Below are 18,780 nucleotides of genomic sequence, written 5' to 3' on the forward strand. Positions count from 1 at the left end.
TCAGGAGTCCGCCGGGGCCGGAGGGGGCAGGCGTCCGCCCAGCTCGTCGGCCTTCGCCGTCTTCCCCAGGTCGAGGTAGACGGCGATCGCCCGGCGCAGGTGCTCCTCCGAGCCCCGCTCGTCTCCCAGGTCGGCGGTGAGGCCGGCCAGGATCTCCCAGGCCCTGGCCTCCTTGAGGGGGACGCCCCTGGCCCGCATGGTGCGCGCCGCCTCCGTCACCCTCCCCACGATCTCCTGCGGCCTGCCGAGCATCCGGTGGACGAGTCCCAGCTCGATGTCGATCTTCGCCTGGCTGGTCTCGTCCTCGGTCCCGATCAGCCCCCTGGCCCGCTCGAACGCCTCGAACGCCTCCCGGGGGCGGCCCGCCGCGGTGTGGGTCAGGCCGAGATGGTAGGACTGCAGCCCCGCGCCCCGGGTCCTGCCCAGCGCTTCGTTGACGGCCAGGGCCTCGGTGAAGTGCCCGATCGCGGCGTCGAAGGCCCCTCGGGCCAGCTCGACCTGGCCGAGTGACTCAAGCACCGCCGCCTCAAGCCGCCGGTCGCCGGACTCCACGGCCAGGGACCTGGCCAGGCGCAGTTCCTCGTCCGCGGGCCCGAGCTCGCCGAGTTCGACGAACGCCCTGGCCGTCTGGTTGCGCATGCGGGCCTCCGCGGCCCGGTTCCCGAGGCGGCCCGCGGCCAGGGTGCCCAGCCTGCCCGCCTCGATCCAGTCGGCGTAGTGCTTGCGGCTGTGGTGCAGCACCCACAGCGCCTCGACCGTCTGCCAGACGACGTCGTCCCATCCGGCCCGCTCCGCGAGGCGGAGGACGGCGAGCATGTTGCCGCGCTCACCGTCCAGCCAGTCCAGGGCCTGCCGCGCCGAGGAGAACGTCACCTCGGGCTCGACCGGCTCGGGGGCGGGGGCCAGACGCAGCCGGGACCTCGTGACCGCCCGGTCGGCCGCCATGGCGCACGCCCGGTACCAGCGGGCCATCCGGCCGAGCGCCGCCTCCCGCTCCCCGGGGGCCTCCTCCCGCTCGGCGAGCCGGGCCGCGTGCAGCCTGACCAGGTCGTGGAACCGGTAACGCTCCTGCGCGGTCTCCTCAAGGAGATTGGCCTCAAGGAGCAGTTCCAGCGACTCCTCCGTCTCCCGCTCCCCCGTTCCCGCCACGACCTGCACGGCCTGGACCGAGAGGTCGGCGACCGGGACCGCGCCAAGCAGCCGGTAGAGCCGTCCCGCCCCGGGCGGCAGCGCCCGGCACGCCGTCTCGAACACCGCCTCCACGATCGTCTTCCCCCCGACCGCCAGGCGTTCCAGCCTGCGGCGCTCGTCGGTCAGCTCCGTCACCAGCCTGGCGATCGGCCGTCCGCGCCGCTGCGCCAGGCGGGCGGCGGCCACCCGCAGCGCGACCGGCAGCCCTCCGCACAGCCGCGCCAGCTCCCCGGCGGCCTGCGGTTCCGCGTGGACGCGCTCCTCCCCGAGCACGCCCGCGAGCAGCCGTACCCCCTGCTCCTCGTCGAGTGGTGCGAGCGGGACCGGGACCGCGCCGGTGACGACCAGTTCGCCGAGTCTGCTGTGGCTGGTCACCACGACGACGCCGCTCCCGGACGCCGGAAGCACCGGCGTCACCTGGGCGGCGTGTTCGACGTCGTCGAGCAGGATGAGAAGCCGCAGGTCAGCGGTCCTGGAGCGGAACAGGGCCGCCCGCTCGGACGGGTCGGCGGGGATGCCCGCCTCGCGGACGCCCAGGGCCCGCAGGAAACCGCCGAGCACGTCGCTCACCGCGACCCCGCCCCCGTGACGCAGGTCGCCCAGGCTGGCGTAGAGCTGACCGTCGGTGAACCGCTCACGCACCCGGTGCGCCCAGCGGCGGCTCAGCGCGCTCTTGCCCACCCCGCCGAGGCCGTTCACGACGGCCACCAGGGGCGCGGAACCGTCACCGCCCTCGGCGAGGAGCCGGTCCAGCTCGTCCAGTTCCCTGACCCTGTTGACGAAGTCGCGCGGTTCGGGAGGCAGCTGCCGGGGAATCTCGGCGACGGGCGGCTCCTGGGCCGCGAACGTGAGGTGCTGGATGACTCCGGCCTGCACGACGTTGCCCCCGACCTGGCCGGAAAGCTCGTTGCGCGTCCCGCTCGCCCCTGACCGCTCGTCATCGGATTCGATCACCATGCTCAAGCAACCGCCTCAGGTCTGGTCACACTTCGGACGGCGGCCCGCCACCGGGAACACGCCTGGGGTAAATGATCGCAACCACGACGCCACTTCACGAGTGGCTCAGGGCCTCGAAGCCTGCCGTGCGTCTCCCGCTTCTCGAAGACCGGCCCGGTCCGCCGGAATCCGGCGGTGAACGTCTCTGCACATGTTCCGCATCGCCACGTGGAAGACCTCGGCCTGGTGGGCGCCGATGAACGTGGTGTGCCCGAACACCTCCAGGGCCACGAGACCGTGCATGCGCCCCCACGCGTCCAGGAAGAGGGACACCGCGGGGGGCGGCAGGGCTCCGAGGCCGTCCGGGGGCAGGTGTTCCAGGTGCGCCCTGAACGAAGGTGAGAGTTCCGGGGTGTCGGCCGCGGCCAGTTGCTCCGTGGAGAACTCACCGAACAGTTCACGCATGAATATGGCGCTCATCCGACGGACGGCCTGGGTGGTCGGCCCCTCGGCAGGCGCCTCGTAGTGCCGCAGCGGCGTTCCGTAGATGAGCTGGAACCGCTCGGGATTGACCATGGCCCAGCGCCGGTAGCCCTCGGCGGCCAGCACCGCACGCGGCACCGTCGTCCTGTCCGGGGCGGCGTCGACGGCACCCTGCACGGCGTCGGCGAGGTCGTCGTACGCCTTGGCGATGAGTGTCGTGACGAGGTGGTCCCGGCTCGGGAAGTAGTGGTAGAGCGCCTGCACGGTCATTCCGAGACTTCGGGCGACCGCTCGCAGGGACATCGCGGCGGGCCCGTGTTCGGTGAGGTGGCGCTCGGCGGCGGTCACGATCTCCTGGACGGCGACGGCCCGGCGCCGCCGGCGCAGTGGCGGTACGTCGGTAGCCGCTTCGTCGGATGTCATGCGGTGACCGTACGGCATCCCCTCCACGGCTCCAAGGAAACCGCGCCCCGTTCGGAAAATCTAACACTGCCAAATTCTCTTTCCGCTCACTAGCGTGATGAACGCCCACGGGAAACGGCCCAGCCCACAGGAGGGGTGGTGACCGGCACCGACCCGGGACGCCGGGATCCGCCGCCCCTGCGGTGCCGGACATGTGGTGGAGCGCTCCGCCGAAGAGGCATCCGGGCGGCGGCGCCGTCCTCAACGCGATATCCGTCCGGCCGGACCCGAACCCCGTCGGCAGGCCCACTCGTCCACCGGTATTGGAGTACCCCTATGACCGCCTCGCCCGCCCCCAGGACCAGCCGCCGCCGGTGGTGGGCACTGTGGGGGCTGATGGCCGTGTCCGCGATCGGCATCACCGCCTACGCGGTGCCCCCTTACCTGTCGGGGAACCCGGCCGACAGCAGCGTGCCGATCGACCCGAACGTGGCACTGCACTACCTGTCCCTCGCCGTGCACGCCGTTCCCGGCGGTCTTGCTCTGATCATCGGCCCCCTGCAGTTCATGACCTGGCCGCGCGTCCGCAGGCCCGGGCTGCACCGGGTGATGGGCCGGGTCTACATGATCTCCGTCCTGATCGCCTCCGGCGCGGCGGCGTTCGCCGCGACGTTCTCACTCAGCGGCTTCTCGATCCAGGTCGCGTTCTACCTGCTCGTCGTGGCCTGGCTGTACACGCTGGCCGAGGCGTACCGGAGCATTCGCCGCGGCGACGTACAGCTGCATCGGATCTGGATGATCCGTAACTACGCCCTGACCTTCGCCGCCGTCTCCCTGCGCGTCTATCTGGCCGTCGGCCTGCAGCTGAAGCAGTCGTTCGTCTCGTTGCCGTTCGACGAGATCTACGACGCCAGTGGCTGGGCGTCCATCCTGGTCAACGTGGTCGTGGCCGAGTACTTCATCATCCAGCGCACACTGGCGTCGCCGGCCCGCCGAGCAGCGTCGGCAGGCCTCCCCGACCGCGACCCGCTGCGGCGGTGAACAGGGCGGTCCGGGGCGCATAAGGTACATCGTGACCTCCATCCTGCTCGTCGAGGACGACGACGTGATCCGCAGAGGCGTCTCGATGGCCCTTGAGCGGTACGGCTACCGCATGGCCACCGCCTCGGACGGCCTGGGCGGCCTGGAGTCCTTCCTGGCCGGTGACCACGACCTGCTGGTGCTCGACGTGATGCTCCCCGGGCTCGACGGCATCGGCCTGTGCCGCAGGGTCAGGGAGACCAGCCAGGTGCCGATCCTGATGATGTCGGCGCGCGGCGACTCCCCCGACGTGGTCTCCGGGCTGGAGGCCGGGGCCGACGACTACGTGGTCAAACCGGTCGACATCCCGGTGCTGGTGGCCAGGATCAGATCGCTGCTGCGCCGTACCACCGCCCCGGTCTCCCAGCCCGGCGTGCTGAGGTTCGGCGAGCTGACCGTCGATCCGGCCGCCCTTGAGGTACGGCTCGGCGGGCGGCCTGTGGCGCTGGCGCCGACCGAGTTGCGGCTGCTGCTGGAGTTCGCGGCCAATCCGGGGATCGTGCTCGAACGCGCCACCCTGCTGCGCGACGTGTGGGACTACGGCTGGGACGGCGACAGCCGGGTCGTCGACCTGTGCGTGCAGCGGCTGCGCAAGAAGATCGGCGCTGACCGGATCGAGACCGTGCGCGGGTTCGGTTACAAGCTGCGCAAGGCATGAAGCCCTCGCTGCGCTGGAAGGTGGCGGCGCTGATCACGCTGGCCTGCTGCGCGGTGACCGCCGTGGTCGGGGTGCTGGTCCACCGGACGACCTTCGACCGCACGATGGGGCAGGCCAAGGAGCGGGCGGTGGAGTCGGTCCACAAGGCCGTCGAGGGTTACCGTGCGAACGCTCCCGCCGAGGATCCCGCCGCCTGGATCGGGCGGATCGGGCGGCTCGGCGAGCTGCCCGACTCCCTGCGGGCTCTGCTGACCGGCGACGAGGCCGCCGCCTGGTACGACGACGGCAGGCCGACGCGGCCGTGGATGTGGGCCGCGCAGCGGATCGACGGGGATCTGGTGGCCTTCTCCCGGCTGGAGATGGGCTCGGAGAGGGTGAGGTTGCACGCCCTGGACCGCGCCATGGTCCAGGCCGCGCTGATCGCGCTCGCGGTCGTGGTCCCGGTCTCGGTCGGCCTGGCCGAGCTGACCAACCGGCGGCTGAGGCGGGTCGCCGCCACCGCCCGCAGGATCGCCGACGGCGACCTGAACGCCCGTGTCGCCGCCCCGGGGCGCGGGCTCGGGCGTGACGAGATCGCCGACATCTCCGTGGCCGTCGACTCCATGGCGGCGAGTCTGCAGTACCGGCTGCTGGCCGAGCAGCGCTTCACCGCCGACGTCGCCCACGACCTGCGCACCCCGCTGATGGGTCTGGTCACCGTGGCCGGGCTGCTCGACGAGGGGGAGGCGGCCGACCTGGTGCGTGACCGGGTCGGGGTGCTGCGCTCGCTGGTCGAGGACCTGCTGGAGGTCTCCAGGCTGGACGCGGGCGCCGAGGTCGCCGAGCGGGTCCGGGTGCCGCTGGCCGAGCTGGCGCGACGGTCGGCGGCCCGCGTCGGGGTCGAGGTGGCGGTGACCGTCTCGGGGGATCCGGTGGCCGAGACCGACCCGCGCCGCCTGGACCGCATCCTGGCCAACCTCGTCCTCAACGCCCACCGTCACGGCGGCCCGCCGGTCGAGATCACCGTCGGGGACAACGTGGTCGAGGTCCGCGACCACGGGCCGGGTTTCCCGCCCGAGCTCCTGGCCGACGGGCCGAAGCGCTTTCGCACCGGTGCCGCAGAACGCGGCCGGGGCCACGGTCTGGGGCTCACGATCGCGCTCGGCCAGGCACACGTCATCGGCGCCGGCCTGACCCTGGCCAATGCCCCCGAGGGCGGCGCCGTCGCCACCCTCAGGCTCCCTGCCTGATACACGGCTGATACACGATTAAGCCACGGTGAAGACACGACGGCGACGGGCCGGAGACATCAGCGGCACACCGTTTCACGTATGCGATATGTCCTGGCTTATCTCCTGGCGTTCGTCCTGCTGAGCGGCTGCGGCGCCGTACCGGCCGTCTCCGGAGCCACGGTGCCCGGCGTGCCGCTGCCGTGGCCCGCCGAGGGGCAGGCCACGGTCGAGGTCGAGGGGGTGGGCAACCTGGGTCTCAGCGGCGGGCGGCGGCCGGTGCCCATCGCCAGCGTGACGAAGGTGATGACCGCCTACGTGATCCTGCGCCGCCACCCGCTGCGGCCCGGCGAGAACGGCCCGCTGGTCACGGTCGACCACACCGCCGCCAACGAGTCCTACCTGCCACAGGAGTCGACCGTCCCGCTGCGGGAGGGCCGCAGGGTACGGCTGCGCCGCATGCTTGAGCTGATGCTGGTGCCCTCGGGCAACAACGTGGCCCGTCTCCTGGCCCGCTGGGACTCCGGCTCCCAGGAGCGCTTCGTCGCGCGGATGAACGCCGAGGCCCGCCGCCTGGGCATGAAGGCCACCACGTACACCGGCGCCAGCGGCAACGAGGACAGCACCGTCAGCACCGCCTCCGACCAGCTCAGGCTGGCCAGGCAGGCGATGCGCGACCCGGTCTTCCGTGAGGTGGTCTCACGGGCCGAGACCGTCGTCCCCGGGGACGCGCTCAGGCTGGCCAACACGAACACGCTGCTGAACAGGCACGGCGTCATCGGCGTCAAGACCGGCTCTGGCACCGCCGCAGGAGGCAACCTGGTCTGGGCCTCGCGGGTGCGGGGACGCCTGGTGCTCGGGGTGATCCTCTCCCAGGCCGCGGGCACCAACCCGGTGGCCGCAAAGGCCGCGGCGCTCGACGTGGGCGGGCGGATGAGCGAGGCGGTCGAGCGGTGGCTGACCGGCCCGGACTCCCCGCTGCCCGCCCGGTGAGAACCGGGCCGGTCAGTGCCGCCCGAGCCGTGCGCAGACCGTCTCCAGCACACCGAGCGCGGCGGTGAGGGCCGGCCGCCGCCCGGTCGCGGTCCGCCACACGCCGTAGACGCGGCGCAGCGGGGCCGAGCTGACGGGCAGCGCGCGGACGGTCGCGGGCAGCGGCCCCCGGCCCATCCTGGGGACCAGGGCCACGCCGAGACCCGCGCCGACCATCTCGATCTGGCTGGCGTACTCGCTGACCATGTGGGTGAAGCGGGCCGTACCCGGCGCGTCGCGGTAGGCGTTGAGCAGGAAGTCGTGGGCCACGGACCCCGGCTCGTAGAGCCAGCTCTCCTCCCGCAGGTCGTCGAACTCGACCGAGGTCCGGCGGGCCAGCGGGTGGGTGTGGGAGACGAGCACGTCGGAGACGTCGTCGCCCAGGTGGCGGGAGTGCAGCCCCTCGGGCAGTTCGAGTGGCATCGCGGCCCAGTCGTGGGCCACGGCGAGATCGACGGTGCCCTTGGCCACGAGTTCCACCGCCCGGTGGGAGTCGACCTCGACGAGCTGCGGTTCCAGCGACGGCCAGGTCTGCCCGAGCTCCCGCATCGCCGCCGGGATCACCCCCCGCGCCGCGGTGGGGAAGGCCGCGACGCGCAGCGGGCCGGTGACCGTCTCCGTCTGCGCCTGCAGCTCGGCGTTCATGCTCTCCAGCTCGATCACGATGCGACCGGCGGCCTCGGCGAGGATGCGACCGGCGACCGTCAGGGTCATCCGCCGTCCCTGGCGGTCGATGAGGACCTGGCGCACGTCGCGTTCGAGCCGGGCGATCTGCTGGGAGATGGCCGAGGGGGTGTAGCCGAGGGCGCCCGCGGCGGCGGTCACCGACCCGTGGGTCGCCAGGGCGTCGATGGCGCGGAGGCCGGCGAGGCTCAGGTTGGTCACGGATGTCACCTCGTTCCCGCCGTGGTTCGCGCCATGGTCCGCGGGACGCGACCGGCAGGACACGCCGTCGGCCTACGGCTCGTGCTCGTCCGGCAGCTTACAGCGATGGCCTCCGGGGGGTCGAGCGTCGCCCTCCGCGGGCGGGGCGGGCAGGTGCAGGACCGCGTCCACCTCGACCTTCACCTCGCGCAGCCCCGCGACCACCGTGGTGCGGGCCGGGCGGTGGCCGCCGAAACACTCGGCGTAGGCCGCGTTGAACTCGCCGAAGTACTCGGGCCGCGCCAGGTAGGCGGTGACCTTCACCACGTCCCCGAGGCCGCCGCCCGCCGCGTGGGAGATCTCGGCCAGGTTGCGCAGGGTCAGCAGTGTCTCGGCGCGCACGTCGGCGGGCGTGTAACCGCCGTCCGGCGCGCGTGGTACCTGGCCGGAGACGTACACGAAGTCGCCCGCCCGTACGGCCTGGGCGTAGTGCCCGGCCGGGGAGGGCGCCCGTCCGGTGTGGACGGGTACGGTGCCGTGCGCCGGCGGCGAGGCGGTCCGGTGTTCCTCCCGGGTGATCGCGTCCTTGGACGTCTGGTCGCTCGGCTCCATGGCGGCTCCTCACTGTGGGCGACGTGCCCCGGCCCCGTCCCGAACCCTGCCGGGGCGGACGGCGGCCACGGGAAGAGGTCCCGTCGCCGACCGCAGAGTCTGCCAAAAAGCCCGGAGACCGGACAAGAAACGTTTTCGAAATCGGTGTTTTAACGTCCGCTAAAAAAGCGGGCCGGGCGGCGACCGCGCCGGGGCCCGTTAGCAAAGCTAAAAGAGACGGTGCAGATTCCCGCGCTTGCCCGTTTCCCGGGGGTTCCCGTTCACTTGATTGACCGCGGCGGTTCCGAGACGGCCCACCGGCCACCGCCTCGACACGACGGGACGCGTCGGCGACTTCAACGGAGCGAACCACATGAGAGCGACGGGGCATTCCATGGAACAGAACCCGGAACCGCAGCCGCGATCACAGCCGGGGTCACGGCTGGAGTCACGGCGCCTGCGGGCGACCCACCTGCCGGAACGGGCGCGGCTCATCGGCTCGTCCGTGCGTGAGGCCGATCTCAGCCTGCGGCTGGACGGCGCGGGGCACGGACTGCTCGACACGACCCATTTCGACACCGTGCGCTTCCCGCCGCCGGACTGGGCGCTGGAGACCTTCGCCCTGGCCGCCGGGGACGGTGAACTGGCCTACACCGCCTACCGGGGCGGCGACGGGGTACGGCGGGCCTGCGCCCGTCCCGTCGCGGAACTGCTGGGCGTGGACGTCGATCCCGACCGTCACCTCGTGCTGACCGCCGGGACCCAGAGCGGCCTGTTCACGACGCTCAGCGCGCTGGTCGACGACGGCGACACCGTGGCGCTCGCCGACCCGGAGTACCTGTTCGTCGAGCGGATGCTGCGTTTCCTCGGCGCCAGGGTGGTGCGGGTCGGCATGGTGGACGGTCCCGACGGGCCGCAGCTCGACCTGGACGCGCTCGACGAGGTGGCCGGGAACGGGATCAGGCTGCTGCTGACGTCCAACCCCAACAACCCGACCGGCTCGGTCTACACCGAGGAGACGGTCCGCGGCCTGGCGCGCCTGGCCGTACGGCACGACTTCCTGGTGGTCGTCGACGAGCTGTACTGCAGGCTGGTCTATCCGGACGTCCCCTTCTTCCATCTCGCGGCCCAGCCGGGGATGGCGGAGCGGACGGTGACCATGCTCGGCGGGTCGAAGACCGAGTCGCTCAGCGGTTACCGGATCGGGGTCGTCGTCGCGCCCCCGGAGATCGTGGACGCGATCGAGCAGGTGATGGCGATGACCTGCCTGCGCGCCCCCGCCTACGCCCAGCAGCTGCTCACCCGCTGGCTGGTCGACGACCGGGAGTTCGTGCGGCGCCGGGTCGAGGAGCTGCGCGTGATCCGCGACCTGACCGTCGAGCGGCTGCGTCAGGTCGACGGCCTGGTCGTACGGCCCGGCGCGGGCACGGCCTACCTGTGGCCCGACGTCTCGGCGCTCGGCCTCAGCGACGTGGCGGTGGCCCGTCTCCTGCAGCGGGAGGCGGGGGTCGTGGTGAGTCCCGGCTACCAGTTCGGGCCGTCGGGGGTCGGGCGGTTCCGGGTCTGCTACGCCAGGGACGAGGCTCAGTGGGAGGCCGCCCTCGACCGGATGGTGAAGGCGCTGAATGACACACCTGACCGACATCGCTGACTCAAAACGGACATTACCCGCACAATAGGCTAGCCTTCCCTAATCATGACGTCGGGAGGCGCGGGTGAGCCGGTCGAGGTCGCCGGGACAGGTGGTTCTACGCCGGGCGCTCGGCGGGCGGCGACGCCTGGTCCTGGCCGGGTCCGTGCTGCGCGCCGGGCACCAGGCGGGAGAGGCCACGGTTCCGGTGCTGATCGGCCTGGCCGTGGACCAGGGTGTCGTCGCGGGTGACCTCGGCGCCCTGCTGCGCTGGCTCGCGGTCCTGGCGGTCGTCTATCTCGTGCTGTCCTTCAGCTACCGGTTCGGCGCCCGTGCCTCCGACCGCGCCATGGAGGAGATCGCGCACACCCTGCGCGCCGAGGTCGTCGGCCGGGTCCTGCATCCCGGCGGCGGCGCCGAGTCCGGGCGGCTTCCCGGCGCGCTCGCCGGAATCGCCACCGAGGACGCCAGGCGGGTCGGCGCGCTGGCCAACGCGATCCCCGGTGCCGCCGCCACGTTCACCGGGCTGCTGGCCGGGGCCGCCGTGCTGCTGTGGATCTCGGTCCCGCTCGGCCTGGTCGTGCTGGCAGGCGCCCCGGCGCTGCTGTGGCTCGGTCACCTGCTGAGCAGGCCGCTCGAACGGCGCAGCGCCACCGAGCAGGACCGGGCCGCGCGCGCCTCCGGCGTGGCCGCCGACCTGGTCGCCGGGCTGCGGGTGCTCAAGGGCATCGGCGCGGAACGGGCCGCCCTGGACAGGTACCGCGCGACCAGCCGCGACTCCCTGGCGGCGACGATGCGCGCGGCCAGGGCGGAGGCGCTGCAGAACGGCGTGGTCCTGGCGTTGACCGGCTGCCTCATCGCGGTCGTCGGGCTGTCCGGCGGACGGCTGGCCGTCGACGGGCGGATCAGCCTGGGCGACCTGATCTCCGCGGTCGGGCTCGCGCTGTTCCTGATCGGGCCGTTGCAGTCGCTGGCCCGGGTCAACACCGCCTTCGCCCAGGCCAGGGCCTCTGCCACCAGGATCGCCGAGGTGCTGGCCACGCCGCCCGCCGTCACCCCCGGCGCCGTACGGCTGCCGCGTGACCTCCGGGGCGGTCTCAGCCTGCGCGCGGTCGGGCACGCCGGGCTGCGCGGGATCGACCTGGAGGTCGCGCCCGGCGAACTGCTCGGTGTCGCCGCGACCGACCCGGCGGACGCTCTCGCGTTGCTGCGCTGCCTGGACCGGCGGGCCGACCCGGAGACCGGGACGGTCGAGCTCGACGGGGTCAGCCTGCGCGACCTCGACCCCGGTGACCTGCGCTCCGCCGTCCTGGTCGCCGCGCACGACGCCGACCTGTTCGAGGGCACGCTGCTCGGCAACGTCGGGGCCGTCGCCGAACAGGACGCCGACCTGGGGCGGGTGATGGCCGCGGCCGGAGCCGACGAGGTCGCCCGCGCCCTGCCGTACGGGCAGGAGACGGCGGTCGCCGAGCGCGGCCGGTCGCTCTCCGGCGGGCAGCGGCAGCGGGTCGCCCTGGCCAGGGCGCTGGCCGCCGACCGGCCGGTGCTGGTGGTCCACGACCCGACGACGGCGGTCGACACGGTCACCGAGGCCAGGATCGCCGCCGGGATACGCGAGCTGCGCCGGGGCCGTACCACGATCATGGTCACCACCAGCCCGGCGCTGCTCACGGTCGCCGACCGGGTGGTGCTGCTGGACGGCGGCCGGATCGTGGAGACCGGGCCGCACACCGAGCTCGCCCGCCGCAACGAGACCTACCGCTCGGCGGTGCTGACGTGACCCGGGACCGCGGGAGGGAGCCGGAGACGGCGCCGCCCCCCGAGGGAGCGCTGCCGACGGCCTCCCCGGCGCGGACCCGCGCCCTCGTGTGGGAGCTGCTGCGGCCGCGCCGCGGGCTCGCCACCGCCGGGTTCGCCGTGATGGTCGGCGCGACCGCGTTCGGGCTGCTCCCCCAGCCACTCCTCGGGCACATCGTCGACCTGGTCGCCGAGGGCCGTCCCGCCACGGAGCTGACCGGTCCCGCCGTGCTGCTGGTGCTCGTCGCGCTCCTGCAGGGCGGCGCGACGGCGCTGGGGCTGACGCTGGTCTCGCGGCTCGGCGAGACCATGCTGGCCGCGCTGCGGGAGCGGTTCGTCGAGCGCGCGCTGCTGCTGCCGCAGGAGCGGGTCGAACGGGCGGGCTCCGGCGACCTGACGGCCCGGGTCACCGGTGACGTGTCCCGGGTGGCCGAGTCGGTGCGCAACGCCCTGCCCGAACTGGCCCGCTCCCTGCTGGCCATCGTGCTGACGCTCGGCGCCATGGCGCTGCTCGACTGGCGCTTCCTGGTCGCCGCGCTGCTCGCGGTGCCGGTCCAGGCGCACACCGCCCGCTGGTACGTGCGCAACGCGGTGCCGCTCTACGCCCGCCAGCGCGTCGCGGCCGGGGCGATACAGCAGCGCCTGCTCGACACGATCGGCGGCGCGGAGACCGTACGTGCCTTCCGGATGGAGGAGGAGCACGCCGGGCGGGTCGCGAACGCCTCGCGGGCGGCGATCGAGCTGACGATGCGCGGGGTCAGGCTCGTGGTGGGCTTCTACAGCCGGCTGCACATCGCCGAGTACATCGGGCTGGCCGCGGTACTGTTCGCCGGGTTCCTCCTGGTTCAGGATGGCTCGGCGTCCATCGGCACCGCGACCGCCGCCGCGCTGTACTTCCACAGTCTGTTCGGCCCGATCAACAACGCGCTCGTGCTGCTCGACGACGCGCAGTCGGCCCTGGCCGGGCTGGCGCGTCTGGCGGGGGTCGCCACGCTTCCCCCGGAACCCGAGACGGAGCCGGAGGCCGGGCGGGAACCGGGCCCGGAGCAGCGGACGGTCACCGTGGCCGACGCCGGGCACGCCTACGAGGCGGGACGACCGGTGCTGCGCGGGGTGGACCTCGTCCTGCGCCCCGGTGAGCAGGTCGCCCTGGTCGGCGCGAGCGGGGCCGGCAAGTCGACGCTCGCCAGGATCGTCGCGGGCGTCCAGCGCCCCTCGTCCGGGACCGTACGGCTGCCCGCCGCCCGGCCGGGCGCGCGGCGCGCGGTGGTGCTGGTCACGCAGGAGTCGCACGTGTTCGCCGGGCCGCTGGCCGAGGACCTGCGGCTGGCCAGTCCGGAGGCGGACGAGGAGGAGCTGTGCTCCGCGCTCGCCCTGGTCGGCGCGCTGGAGTGGGCGCGCGCACTGCCCGACGGGCTTGACACGGTCGTCGGCGAGGCCGGGCACCGGCTCACCGCCGCCCAGGTGCAGCAGCTCGCGCTGGCCCGGCTGGTACTGGCCGACCCGGAGGTCGCGGTGCTCGACGAGGCGACGGCCGAGGCGGGCAGCGCGGGCGCCCGCGCGCTCGAACGGGCCGCCGCCCGCGCCGCCGAGGGCCGTACCGCCCTGGTGGTAGCGCACCGGCTGACCCAGGCCGCGACGGCGGACCGGATCGTCGTCATGGAGGACGGGCGCGTGGCGGAGAGCGGCACGCACGAGGAGTTGCTGGCCGTGGGAGGGCGCTACGCCGCCCTGTGGGAGGCCTGGTCCGACACCCGCGCCACGGCGGAGTGATCACCTGTCACCGTTCCCCCACCCCCGGTGACAGAGTGACGGAAGGTGCTTATAAGGTAAGGCTTACCTAAATCTCCCTCCGTCATTTGGAGATCGCATGCTCACCGCCGTACGGTCGCGATCCAGGACCGCACTGGCCGCGCTGGTCACCCTGACCGCCCTCGCGCTCGCCGGGTGCTCCGCCTCCCCCGCCGAACCCGGGGCGCAGTCCTCTCCGGGCCAGGCCGCCTCCCCCGCCGTGCCCTCCGGCGACGCCTTCCCCGTCACCATCCCCAGCGCGCTCGGCGACGCCGTGATCACCAAGAGGCCGGAGCGCGTGGTCACCTGGGGCTGGTCGAGCCAGGACGCCGTGCTCGCCCTCGGCGTGGTCCCGGTCGCGATGCCCAGGAACACCTACGGCGGGGACGCCGACGGCGTGTTCCCCTGGGACGCGGACAAGATCAAGGAGCTGGGCGGTGCCACCCCGGTCCTGCTCAGCTCCGACAGCGGTGAGGTGCCGTTCGAGGAGATCGTCGAAGTCCGCCCCGACGTCATCCTCGCCCCCTACTCGGGCATCACCAAGGAGGAGTTCGCCAAGCTCAGCAGGATCGCCCCGGTCGTCGCCTACCCGGAGAAGCCCTGGGCGCTGCCCTGGCAGGACCAGGTCGAGATCATCGGCAAGGCCCTCGGCCGCAGCGCCGAGGCCACGGCCCTGAAGGAGAGGACCGCCGCCTACGTCGCCTCCCTCGCCGCGGCCAACCCGGTCCTGAAGGGCAGGTCCTTCCTGTACGGCGCCGCCAACGAGGCCGACCAGCTCAACGTCTACCGGGCCAGCGACCCCCGGGTGGCGCTGCTCGGCGACCTCGGCATGACCGTGAGCCCCAGCGTCGCCGCGCTCGACGCCGACCCCAAGGCGGGCTCCTACTTCTACAACGTCAGCTACGAGAACGTCGGCAAGATCGAGGCCGACGTCCTGGTGATGTACTTCGGCTCCCAGAAGGAGGCCGACAAGTTCGTCGCCGACCCGGTCATCTCGGCCATGCCCAACGTCAGGGACAAGCGCTTCGCGCCCATCGTGGGTGAGTCGTTCGTGATGGCCAGCAGCGCACCGACGGTGCTGTCCATCCCGTGGATGCTCGACCGGTACGTCCCGCAGCTCGCCGCCGCCGCCGCGAAGGCCGGCGCGTAGCCCTCTGGAGATCCGTACGTGCCCGTCCTGTCCGCGCCCCGGGACGCCCGGGGACCCGCGGTCCCTGCCGGTCCCGCGTCCCGGCGCCGGACCGGCCCCCTGGTCGCCGGTCTGCTCCTGCTCGCCGTCGCGCTGGTCGCGGTGTGCGCGTTCAGCCTCGCCGTCGGCGCCAACGCCCTGCCGCCGCGCACGGTGTGGCAGGCGCTCACCCACTACGACCCGGCGGACCCGCACCACCTGGTGATCGTCGAGAAGCGGCTGCCCCGGACCCTCGTCGGGGTGGTGGCCGGGCTGGGCCTGGCCGTGGCCGGGGTGGTCGTCCAGGGGCTGACCCGCAACCCGATGGCCGACCCCGGCCTGCTCGGCGTCAGTTCCGGCGCCTCCCTGGCCGTCGTCGTCGCCGTCAGCGTCCTCGGCGTCCAGGACGGCGGCAGGATCTGGTTCGCCTTCGCCGGGGCCGCGGTGGTGACCGCCTTCGTGTACGGCGTCGCCGGGGCCGGAGGACGCGGCGGTGCCGGCCCGGTCACCCTGGTGCTCGCCGGGGCCGCGGTCACCGCGGCGCTCACCTCGCTGGTCACCGCGGTGCTGCTCACCGACCGCTCCGCCCTCGACCAGATGCGCTTCTGGCAGGTCGGCGCGCTGGCCGCCCGGGGGTTCCCGGTGTTGTGGCAGACACTGCCCGGCGTCGCCGCCGGGCTCGTCCTCGCCGTCGCGGTCAGCAGGCCGCTCAACGGCCTGGCCCTGGGCGAGGACACCGCCCGTGGCCTGGGCCAGCGGGTCGGGCTCACCCGGGCGCTCGCCACGCTGACGGTGGTGCTGCTGTGCGGCTCGGCCACCGCCGCCGCCGGGCCCGTCGCCTTCGCCGGGCTGATCGTCGCGCACACCTCACGCAGGCTCGCGGGACCCGACCACCGCTGGATGGTCCCGTACGCGGCGCTCTCCGGCCCGATCCTGCTCATCGGCTGCGACGTGCTGGGCCGGATCGTCGCGCGGCCCGGCGAGCTCCAGGTGGGCGTGGTGGTCGCGGCGGTCGGCGCCCCGCTGCTCATCGCCCTGGTACGGCCGCGCGGGAGGGGACGCCGATGACCGTCACCGGATCACCGACCGGCAGGCTGCGCAGGCGGGCCCGGCTGCGCGAGGCCTGGGTCACCGCCGTGCTCGCGGCCGGGATCGCCGCACTGGCCGTGTGCGGGCTCGCGCTCGGCAAGGCGTCGGTCAGCCCGCAGGAGGTCCTCGGCGCCGTCCTCGGCCGCGCGGACCCGATGACCGGGTTCGTCATCATGGAACTGCGCATGCCGCGCATGCTCACCGCGCTGCTGGCCGGGGCGTGCCTGGGCCTGTCCGGCGCGCTGCTCCAGTCGATCCTGCGCAACCCCCTGGCCAGCCCGGACGTCATCGGTGTCACGCAGAGCGCGGGTGCGGCCGGGATTCTCGGGCTCATCGCCTTCGGGCTGAGCGGCCTGTCGCTGACCGGTGTCGTGCTCGGCGGCGCCCTGGTCGCGACCGCCGCCGTCTACCTGCTGTCCTGGCGGCGCGCCGGTCACCGCCTCGTCATCGTCGGCATCGGCGTCTCCGCCCTGTGCACGGCCGTCGTCTCGTACGTGCTCACCAGCGGCGACGTGCGCGACACCCAGGAGGCGCTGGTGTGGATCAACGGCAGCCTGGGCAGGGCGGGCTGGGACACCTCGCTGACGCTGGCGGCCTGCGGGGTGGTGCTGGTGCCCGCCGCGCTGGCCGCGGGGCGCGGGCTGCCCGTCCTCGAACTGGGCGACGACCCGGCGACGGCGCTCGGCGAGCGGGTCGGGCGCGTCCGGACGCTGGTGCTCGGGCTCGCCGCCGCCCTGGCCGCCACGGCCGTCGCCGTCGTGGGGCCGGTGCCGTTCGTCGCGCTGGTCAGCGCCCCGGTGGCGCGCCGCGTCGTCCGGACGGGCTCCGTCGCCCTGCTGCCGTCCGCGTTGGCCGGGGCCGCGCTGCTGCTCGCCTCCGACCTGGTCGCCCAGTTCGCGGTGCCCGGCGTGCCGCTGCCCGCGGGTGTCGTGACCGGTGTCGTCGGGGCGCCGTACCTGCTGTGGCTGCTGGTCAGACGCCGCTAGAGCAGGTATCGCACCCACAGGTACGGCGTGGCCACGGCGACGGTGACGAGCGTGACGACGAGGCCGTACCTCGTGAAACCCCAGAAGCTGATCGGGGTGCCGTTGCGGGCGGCGATGCCGAGCACGACGACGTTGGCCGCGGCGCCGACGGCGGTGGCGTTGCCCCCCAGGTCGGCGCCGAGCGCGAGCGCCCACCACAGCACCCTGGCGTGCTCGCCGCCTCCGGCCGCGTTCACCAGGTCGGCCACGATGGGGCTCATCGTGGCCACGTACGGGATGTTGTCGACGATCGCCGAGATCCCGGCCGACCCCCACAGCAGGCCCGTGGCGGCCACCCCGAGCCGCCCCTGGGTCGCCTCGACGGCGGCGCGGGAGACCTGTTCGATGACGCCGGTCTCGACCAGCGCTCCGACCATGACGAACAGCCCGGCGAAGAAGGTCAGGGTCGGCCACTCCACCTCGGAGATGGCCTCCTCCGCGGTGACCCTGGTCGCGGCCACCAGGAAACCCGCCCCCAGGATCGCCACGACGGACGGCTCGTAGTGCAGGACGGGGTGGAGCACGAAGGCCACCAGGACCAGGGCAAGCACGACCAGGCTCTGCCACAGCAGCCTGCGGTCGGTGATCGCCTCACGTTCGTCGAGTGCCATCACGTCGGCCGCCCGCGCCGGGTCGTGCGCGAACGCCCCGCGGAACAGGAACCGGCACAGCACCACGAAGACCACCATCAGCAGCACGATCAGCGGCGCCAGGTGGACCAGGAAGTCGTTGAAGGTCAGGCCGCCCCGGCTGGCGATGATGATGTTGGGCGGGTCGCCGACCAGGGTGGCGGTGCCGCCGATGTTCGAGGCCATCGCCTCGGCGATCAGGAACGGCGCCACCGGTACGGCCAGCCGTTCGCACACCAGGAACGTCACCGGGGCGATGAGCAACACGGTGGTGACGTTGTCCAGCAGGGCGGAGGCCAAGGCGGTGATGACGACCAGCAGCACCATCAGCCGGTACGGCCTGCCCCTGGCCCGTTTGGCGGCCCAGATCGCGAGGTACTCGAAGACGCCGGTCTGCTTGAGCACTCCGACGATGACCATCATGCCCAGCAGCAGGAAGACGACGTTCCAGTCGACGCCGGTGTGCTGGGAGAAGAACGCGGCCTCGGCGTCGGTCGCGTGGATCAGCAGCATGATCCCGGCACCGCCGAGGGCGGCGGCGACCCGGTGCACCCGTTCGGTGGCGATCAGCGCGTAGGCGCCCAGGAAGACCGCGACCGAAAGCCAGGCGAGGGCGCTCACGCGGCCAGGACCCGGTCGAGCAGCGTCCGCAGGGTGACCGCGCCCACCAGGCGGCCGTCGTCGACGACCGCGGCCAGCGGGCTGTGGGTGCGCGCCATGAGGGCGGCGACCTCAAGCACCGTCGCGTCCGGGTCGGTGACCGGCAGTTCCCTGCGTTCGCGGGGCATCGCCTCACGTACCGTCCGTCCGGCGACCGCCCGCAGGAAGCCGTCGGCGTGCGCCTCGTCGACCACCCGGGCCAGCGCCGGGTCGTCCTGGCAGTAGCCGGGCACGGCCAGGCGCAGCACCTGCGTGCCGGGCAGGATGCTGATGGGCAGGCCGTCGCCGTCGACGACGATCAGGCCGGGCAGTCCCTGGTCGGCCAGCAGCCGGGCCGCCTCGGCGACCGGGGTCTCAAGGGTGACCGTGGGAAAGGCGGTCAGCAGGTCGCGTGCGCGCATCGGAGAGTCCTCCTCGCCGCGGCGACCCGCGGCACTGGTTCCGGTGACGTGGGTCCTCCGCCGGGCGGGCGGTGGTTCCCCGGGCGGGTCAGGAGCCCGGCGGGCGGGGACGGAGACATCGGCGAGCACCTTCCAGGCCATACGG

The 18,780-nt window shown here is 73.4% G+C and carries 16 protein-coding genes; 10 read left to right on the forward strand and 6 right to left on the reverse strand.

Translation table 11 applies throughout. The features are described from left to right. Both ABZ470_RS26720 and ABZ470_RS26725 read right to left on the reverse strand, forming a co-directional pair. Complete coding sequence (locus ABZ470_RS26720; RefSeq protein ID WP_362914692.1) at nt 1–2,148, reverse strand: NB-ARC domain-containing protein; 2,148 nt, start codon at nt 2,146–2,148, stop codon at nt 1–3. A gap of 105 nt (nt 2,149–2,253) precedes the next feature. After that, nucleotides 2,254–3,033, reverse strand: a complete 780-nt coding sequence (locus ABZ470_RS26725) for a TetR/AcrR family transcriptional regulator (RefSeq protein WP_352011820.1) — start codon at nt 3,031–3,033, stop codon at nt 2,254–2,256. 315 nt (nt 3,034–3,348) lie between these two features. Between ABZ470_RS26725 and ABZ470_RS26730 the strand changes: the two genes are divergently transcribed. The 4 genes from ABZ470_RS26730 (at nt 3,349) to ABZ470_RS26745 (ending at nt 6,951) form a co-directional block, all read left to right on the forward strand. Then, nucleotides 3,349–4,053, forward strand: coding sequence for a DUF2306 domain-containing protein (locus ABZ470_RS26730; RefSeq protein ID WP_362914694.1), 705 nt, complete (start codon nt 3,349–3,351; stop codon nt 4,051–4,053). A gap of 31 nt (nt 4,054–4,084) precedes the next feature. Next, on the forward strand, nt 4,085–4,750 hold the full coding sequence (gene cseB, locus ABZ470_RS26735) for a two-component system response regulator CseB (RefSeq protein WP_362776271.1): 666 nt from the start codon (nt 4,085–4,087) through the stop codon (nt 4,748–4,750). Continuing rightward, on the forward strand, nt 4,747–5,979 hold the full coding sequence (locus ABZ470_RS26740) for a HAMP domain-containing sensor histidine kinase (RefSeq protein ID WP_362914696.1): 1,233 nt from the start codon (nt 4,747–4,749) through the stop codon (nt 5,977–5,979). Before cseB ends, ABZ470_RS26740 begins: the two co-directional genes overlap by 4 nt. A gap of 81 nt (nt 5,980–6,060) precedes the next feature. Further along, entirely contained in the window at nt 6,061–6,951 is an 891-nt protein-coding gene (locus ABZ470_RS26745; RefSeq protein ID WP_352011816.1) for a hypothetical protein, read from the forward strand. 12 nt (nt 6,952–6,963) lie between these two features. Here the strand turns inward: ABZ470_RS26745 and ABZ470_RS26750 are convergent, their stop codons facing one another. Together ABZ470_RS26750 and ABZ470_RS26755 are read right to left on the reverse strand one after the other, a co-directional pair. After that, nucleotides 6,964–7,875, reverse strand: coding sequence for a LysR family transcriptional regulator (locus ABZ470_RS26750; RefSeq protein ID WP_362914698.1), 912 nt, complete (start codon nt 7,873–7,875; stop codon nt 6,964–6,966). A 72-nt stretch (nt 7,876–7,947) separates the two neighbouring features. Continuing rightward, nucleotides 7,948–8,466, reverse strand: a complete 519-nt coding sequence (locus ABZ470_RS26755) for a Rid family hydrolase (RefSeq protein WP_362914700.1) — start codon at nt 8,464–8,466, stop codon at nt 7,948–7,950. Nucleotides 8,467–8,839: 373 nt separating this feature from the next. On the opposite strand from ABZ470_RS26755, the gene ABZ470_RS26760 reads away from it, so the two are divergent. The 6 genes from ABZ470_RS26760 to ABZ470_RS26785 all read left to right on the forward strand — a co-directional run bounded on the left by ABZ470_RS26760 (nt 8,840) and on the right by ABZ470_RS26785 (nt 16,906). Beyond that, on the forward strand, nt 8,840–10,096 hold the full coding sequence (locus ABZ470_RS26760) for an aminotransferase class I/II-fold pyridoxal phosphate-dependent enzyme (RefSeq protein ID WP_362914702.1): 1,257 nt from the start codon (nt 8,840–8,842) through the stop codon (nt 10,094–10,096). Between the two features lie 64 nt (nt 10,097–10,160). After that, the gene (locus ABZ470_RS26765; RefSeq protein ID WP_362914703.1) at nt 10,161–11,855 is read left to right on the forward strand and encodes an ABC transporter ATP-binding protein; all 1,695 of its coding nucleotides are present in this window, start codon (nt 10,161–10,163) and stop codon (nt 11,853–11,855) included. Further along, the gene (locus tag ABZ470_RS26770) at nt 11,852–13,645 is read left to right on the forward strand and encodes an ABC transporter ATP-binding protein (RefSeq protein ID WP_362914705.1); all 1,794 of its coding nucleotides are present in this window, start codon (nt 11,852–11,854) and stop codon (nt 13,643–13,645) included. Before ABZ470_RS26765 ends, ABZ470_RS26770 begins: the two co-directional genes overlap by 4 nt. A 97-nt stretch (nt 13,646–13,742) precedes the next feature. Beyond that, nucleotides 13,743–14,813, forward strand: coding sequence for an ABC transporter substrate-binding protein (locus tag ABZ470_RS26775; RefSeq protein ID WP_362914707.1), 1,071 nt, complete (start codon nt 13,743–13,745; stop codon nt 14,811–14,813). 18 nt (nt 14,814–14,831) lie between these two features. Next, nucleotides 14,832–15,899 (forward strand): iron ABC transporter permease, encoded by a 1,068-nt coding sequence (locus ABZ470_RS26780; RefSeq protein ID WP_362914709.1) that lies wholly within the window; start codon nt 14,832–14,834, stop codon nt 15,897–15,899. Beyond that, nucleotides 15,896–16,906: an iron chelate uptake ABC transporter family permease subunit gene (locus tag ABZ470_RS26785; protein ID WP_352011808.1), complete on the forward strand. Its 1,011-nt coding sequence runs from the start codon at nt 15,896–15,898 to the stop codon at nt 16,904–16,906. Before ABZ470_RS26780 ends, ABZ470_RS26785 begins: the two co-directional genes overlap by 4 nt. Here the strand turns inward: ABZ470_RS26785 and ABZ470_RS26790 are convergent. Beyond that, nucleotides 16,903–18,195: an ArsB/NhaD family transporter gene (locus ABZ470_RS26790; protein ID WP_352011807.1), complete on the reverse strand. Its 1,293-nt coding sequence runs from the start codon at nt 18,193–18,195 to the stop codon at nt 16,903–16,905. The two genes, ABZ470_RS26785 and ABZ470_RS26790, sit on opposite strands and share 4 nt — an antisense overlap. Next, nucleotides 18,192–18,635, reverse strand: coding sequence for a CBS domain-containing protein (locus tag ABZ470_RS26795; protein WP_352011806.1), 444 nt, complete (start codon nt 18,633–18,635; stop codon nt 18,192–18,194). The genes ABZ470_RS26790 and ABZ470_RS26795 overlap by 4 nt, the downstream gene beginning before the upstream one ends. Between the last annotated feature and the right edge of the window lie 145 nt (nt 18,636–18,780).

This window comes from Streptosporangium sp. NPDC020072 (assembly GCF_040631445.1).
Lineage (GTDB): Bacteria > Actinomycetota > Actinomycetes > Streptosporangiales > Streptosporangiaceae > Streptosporangium.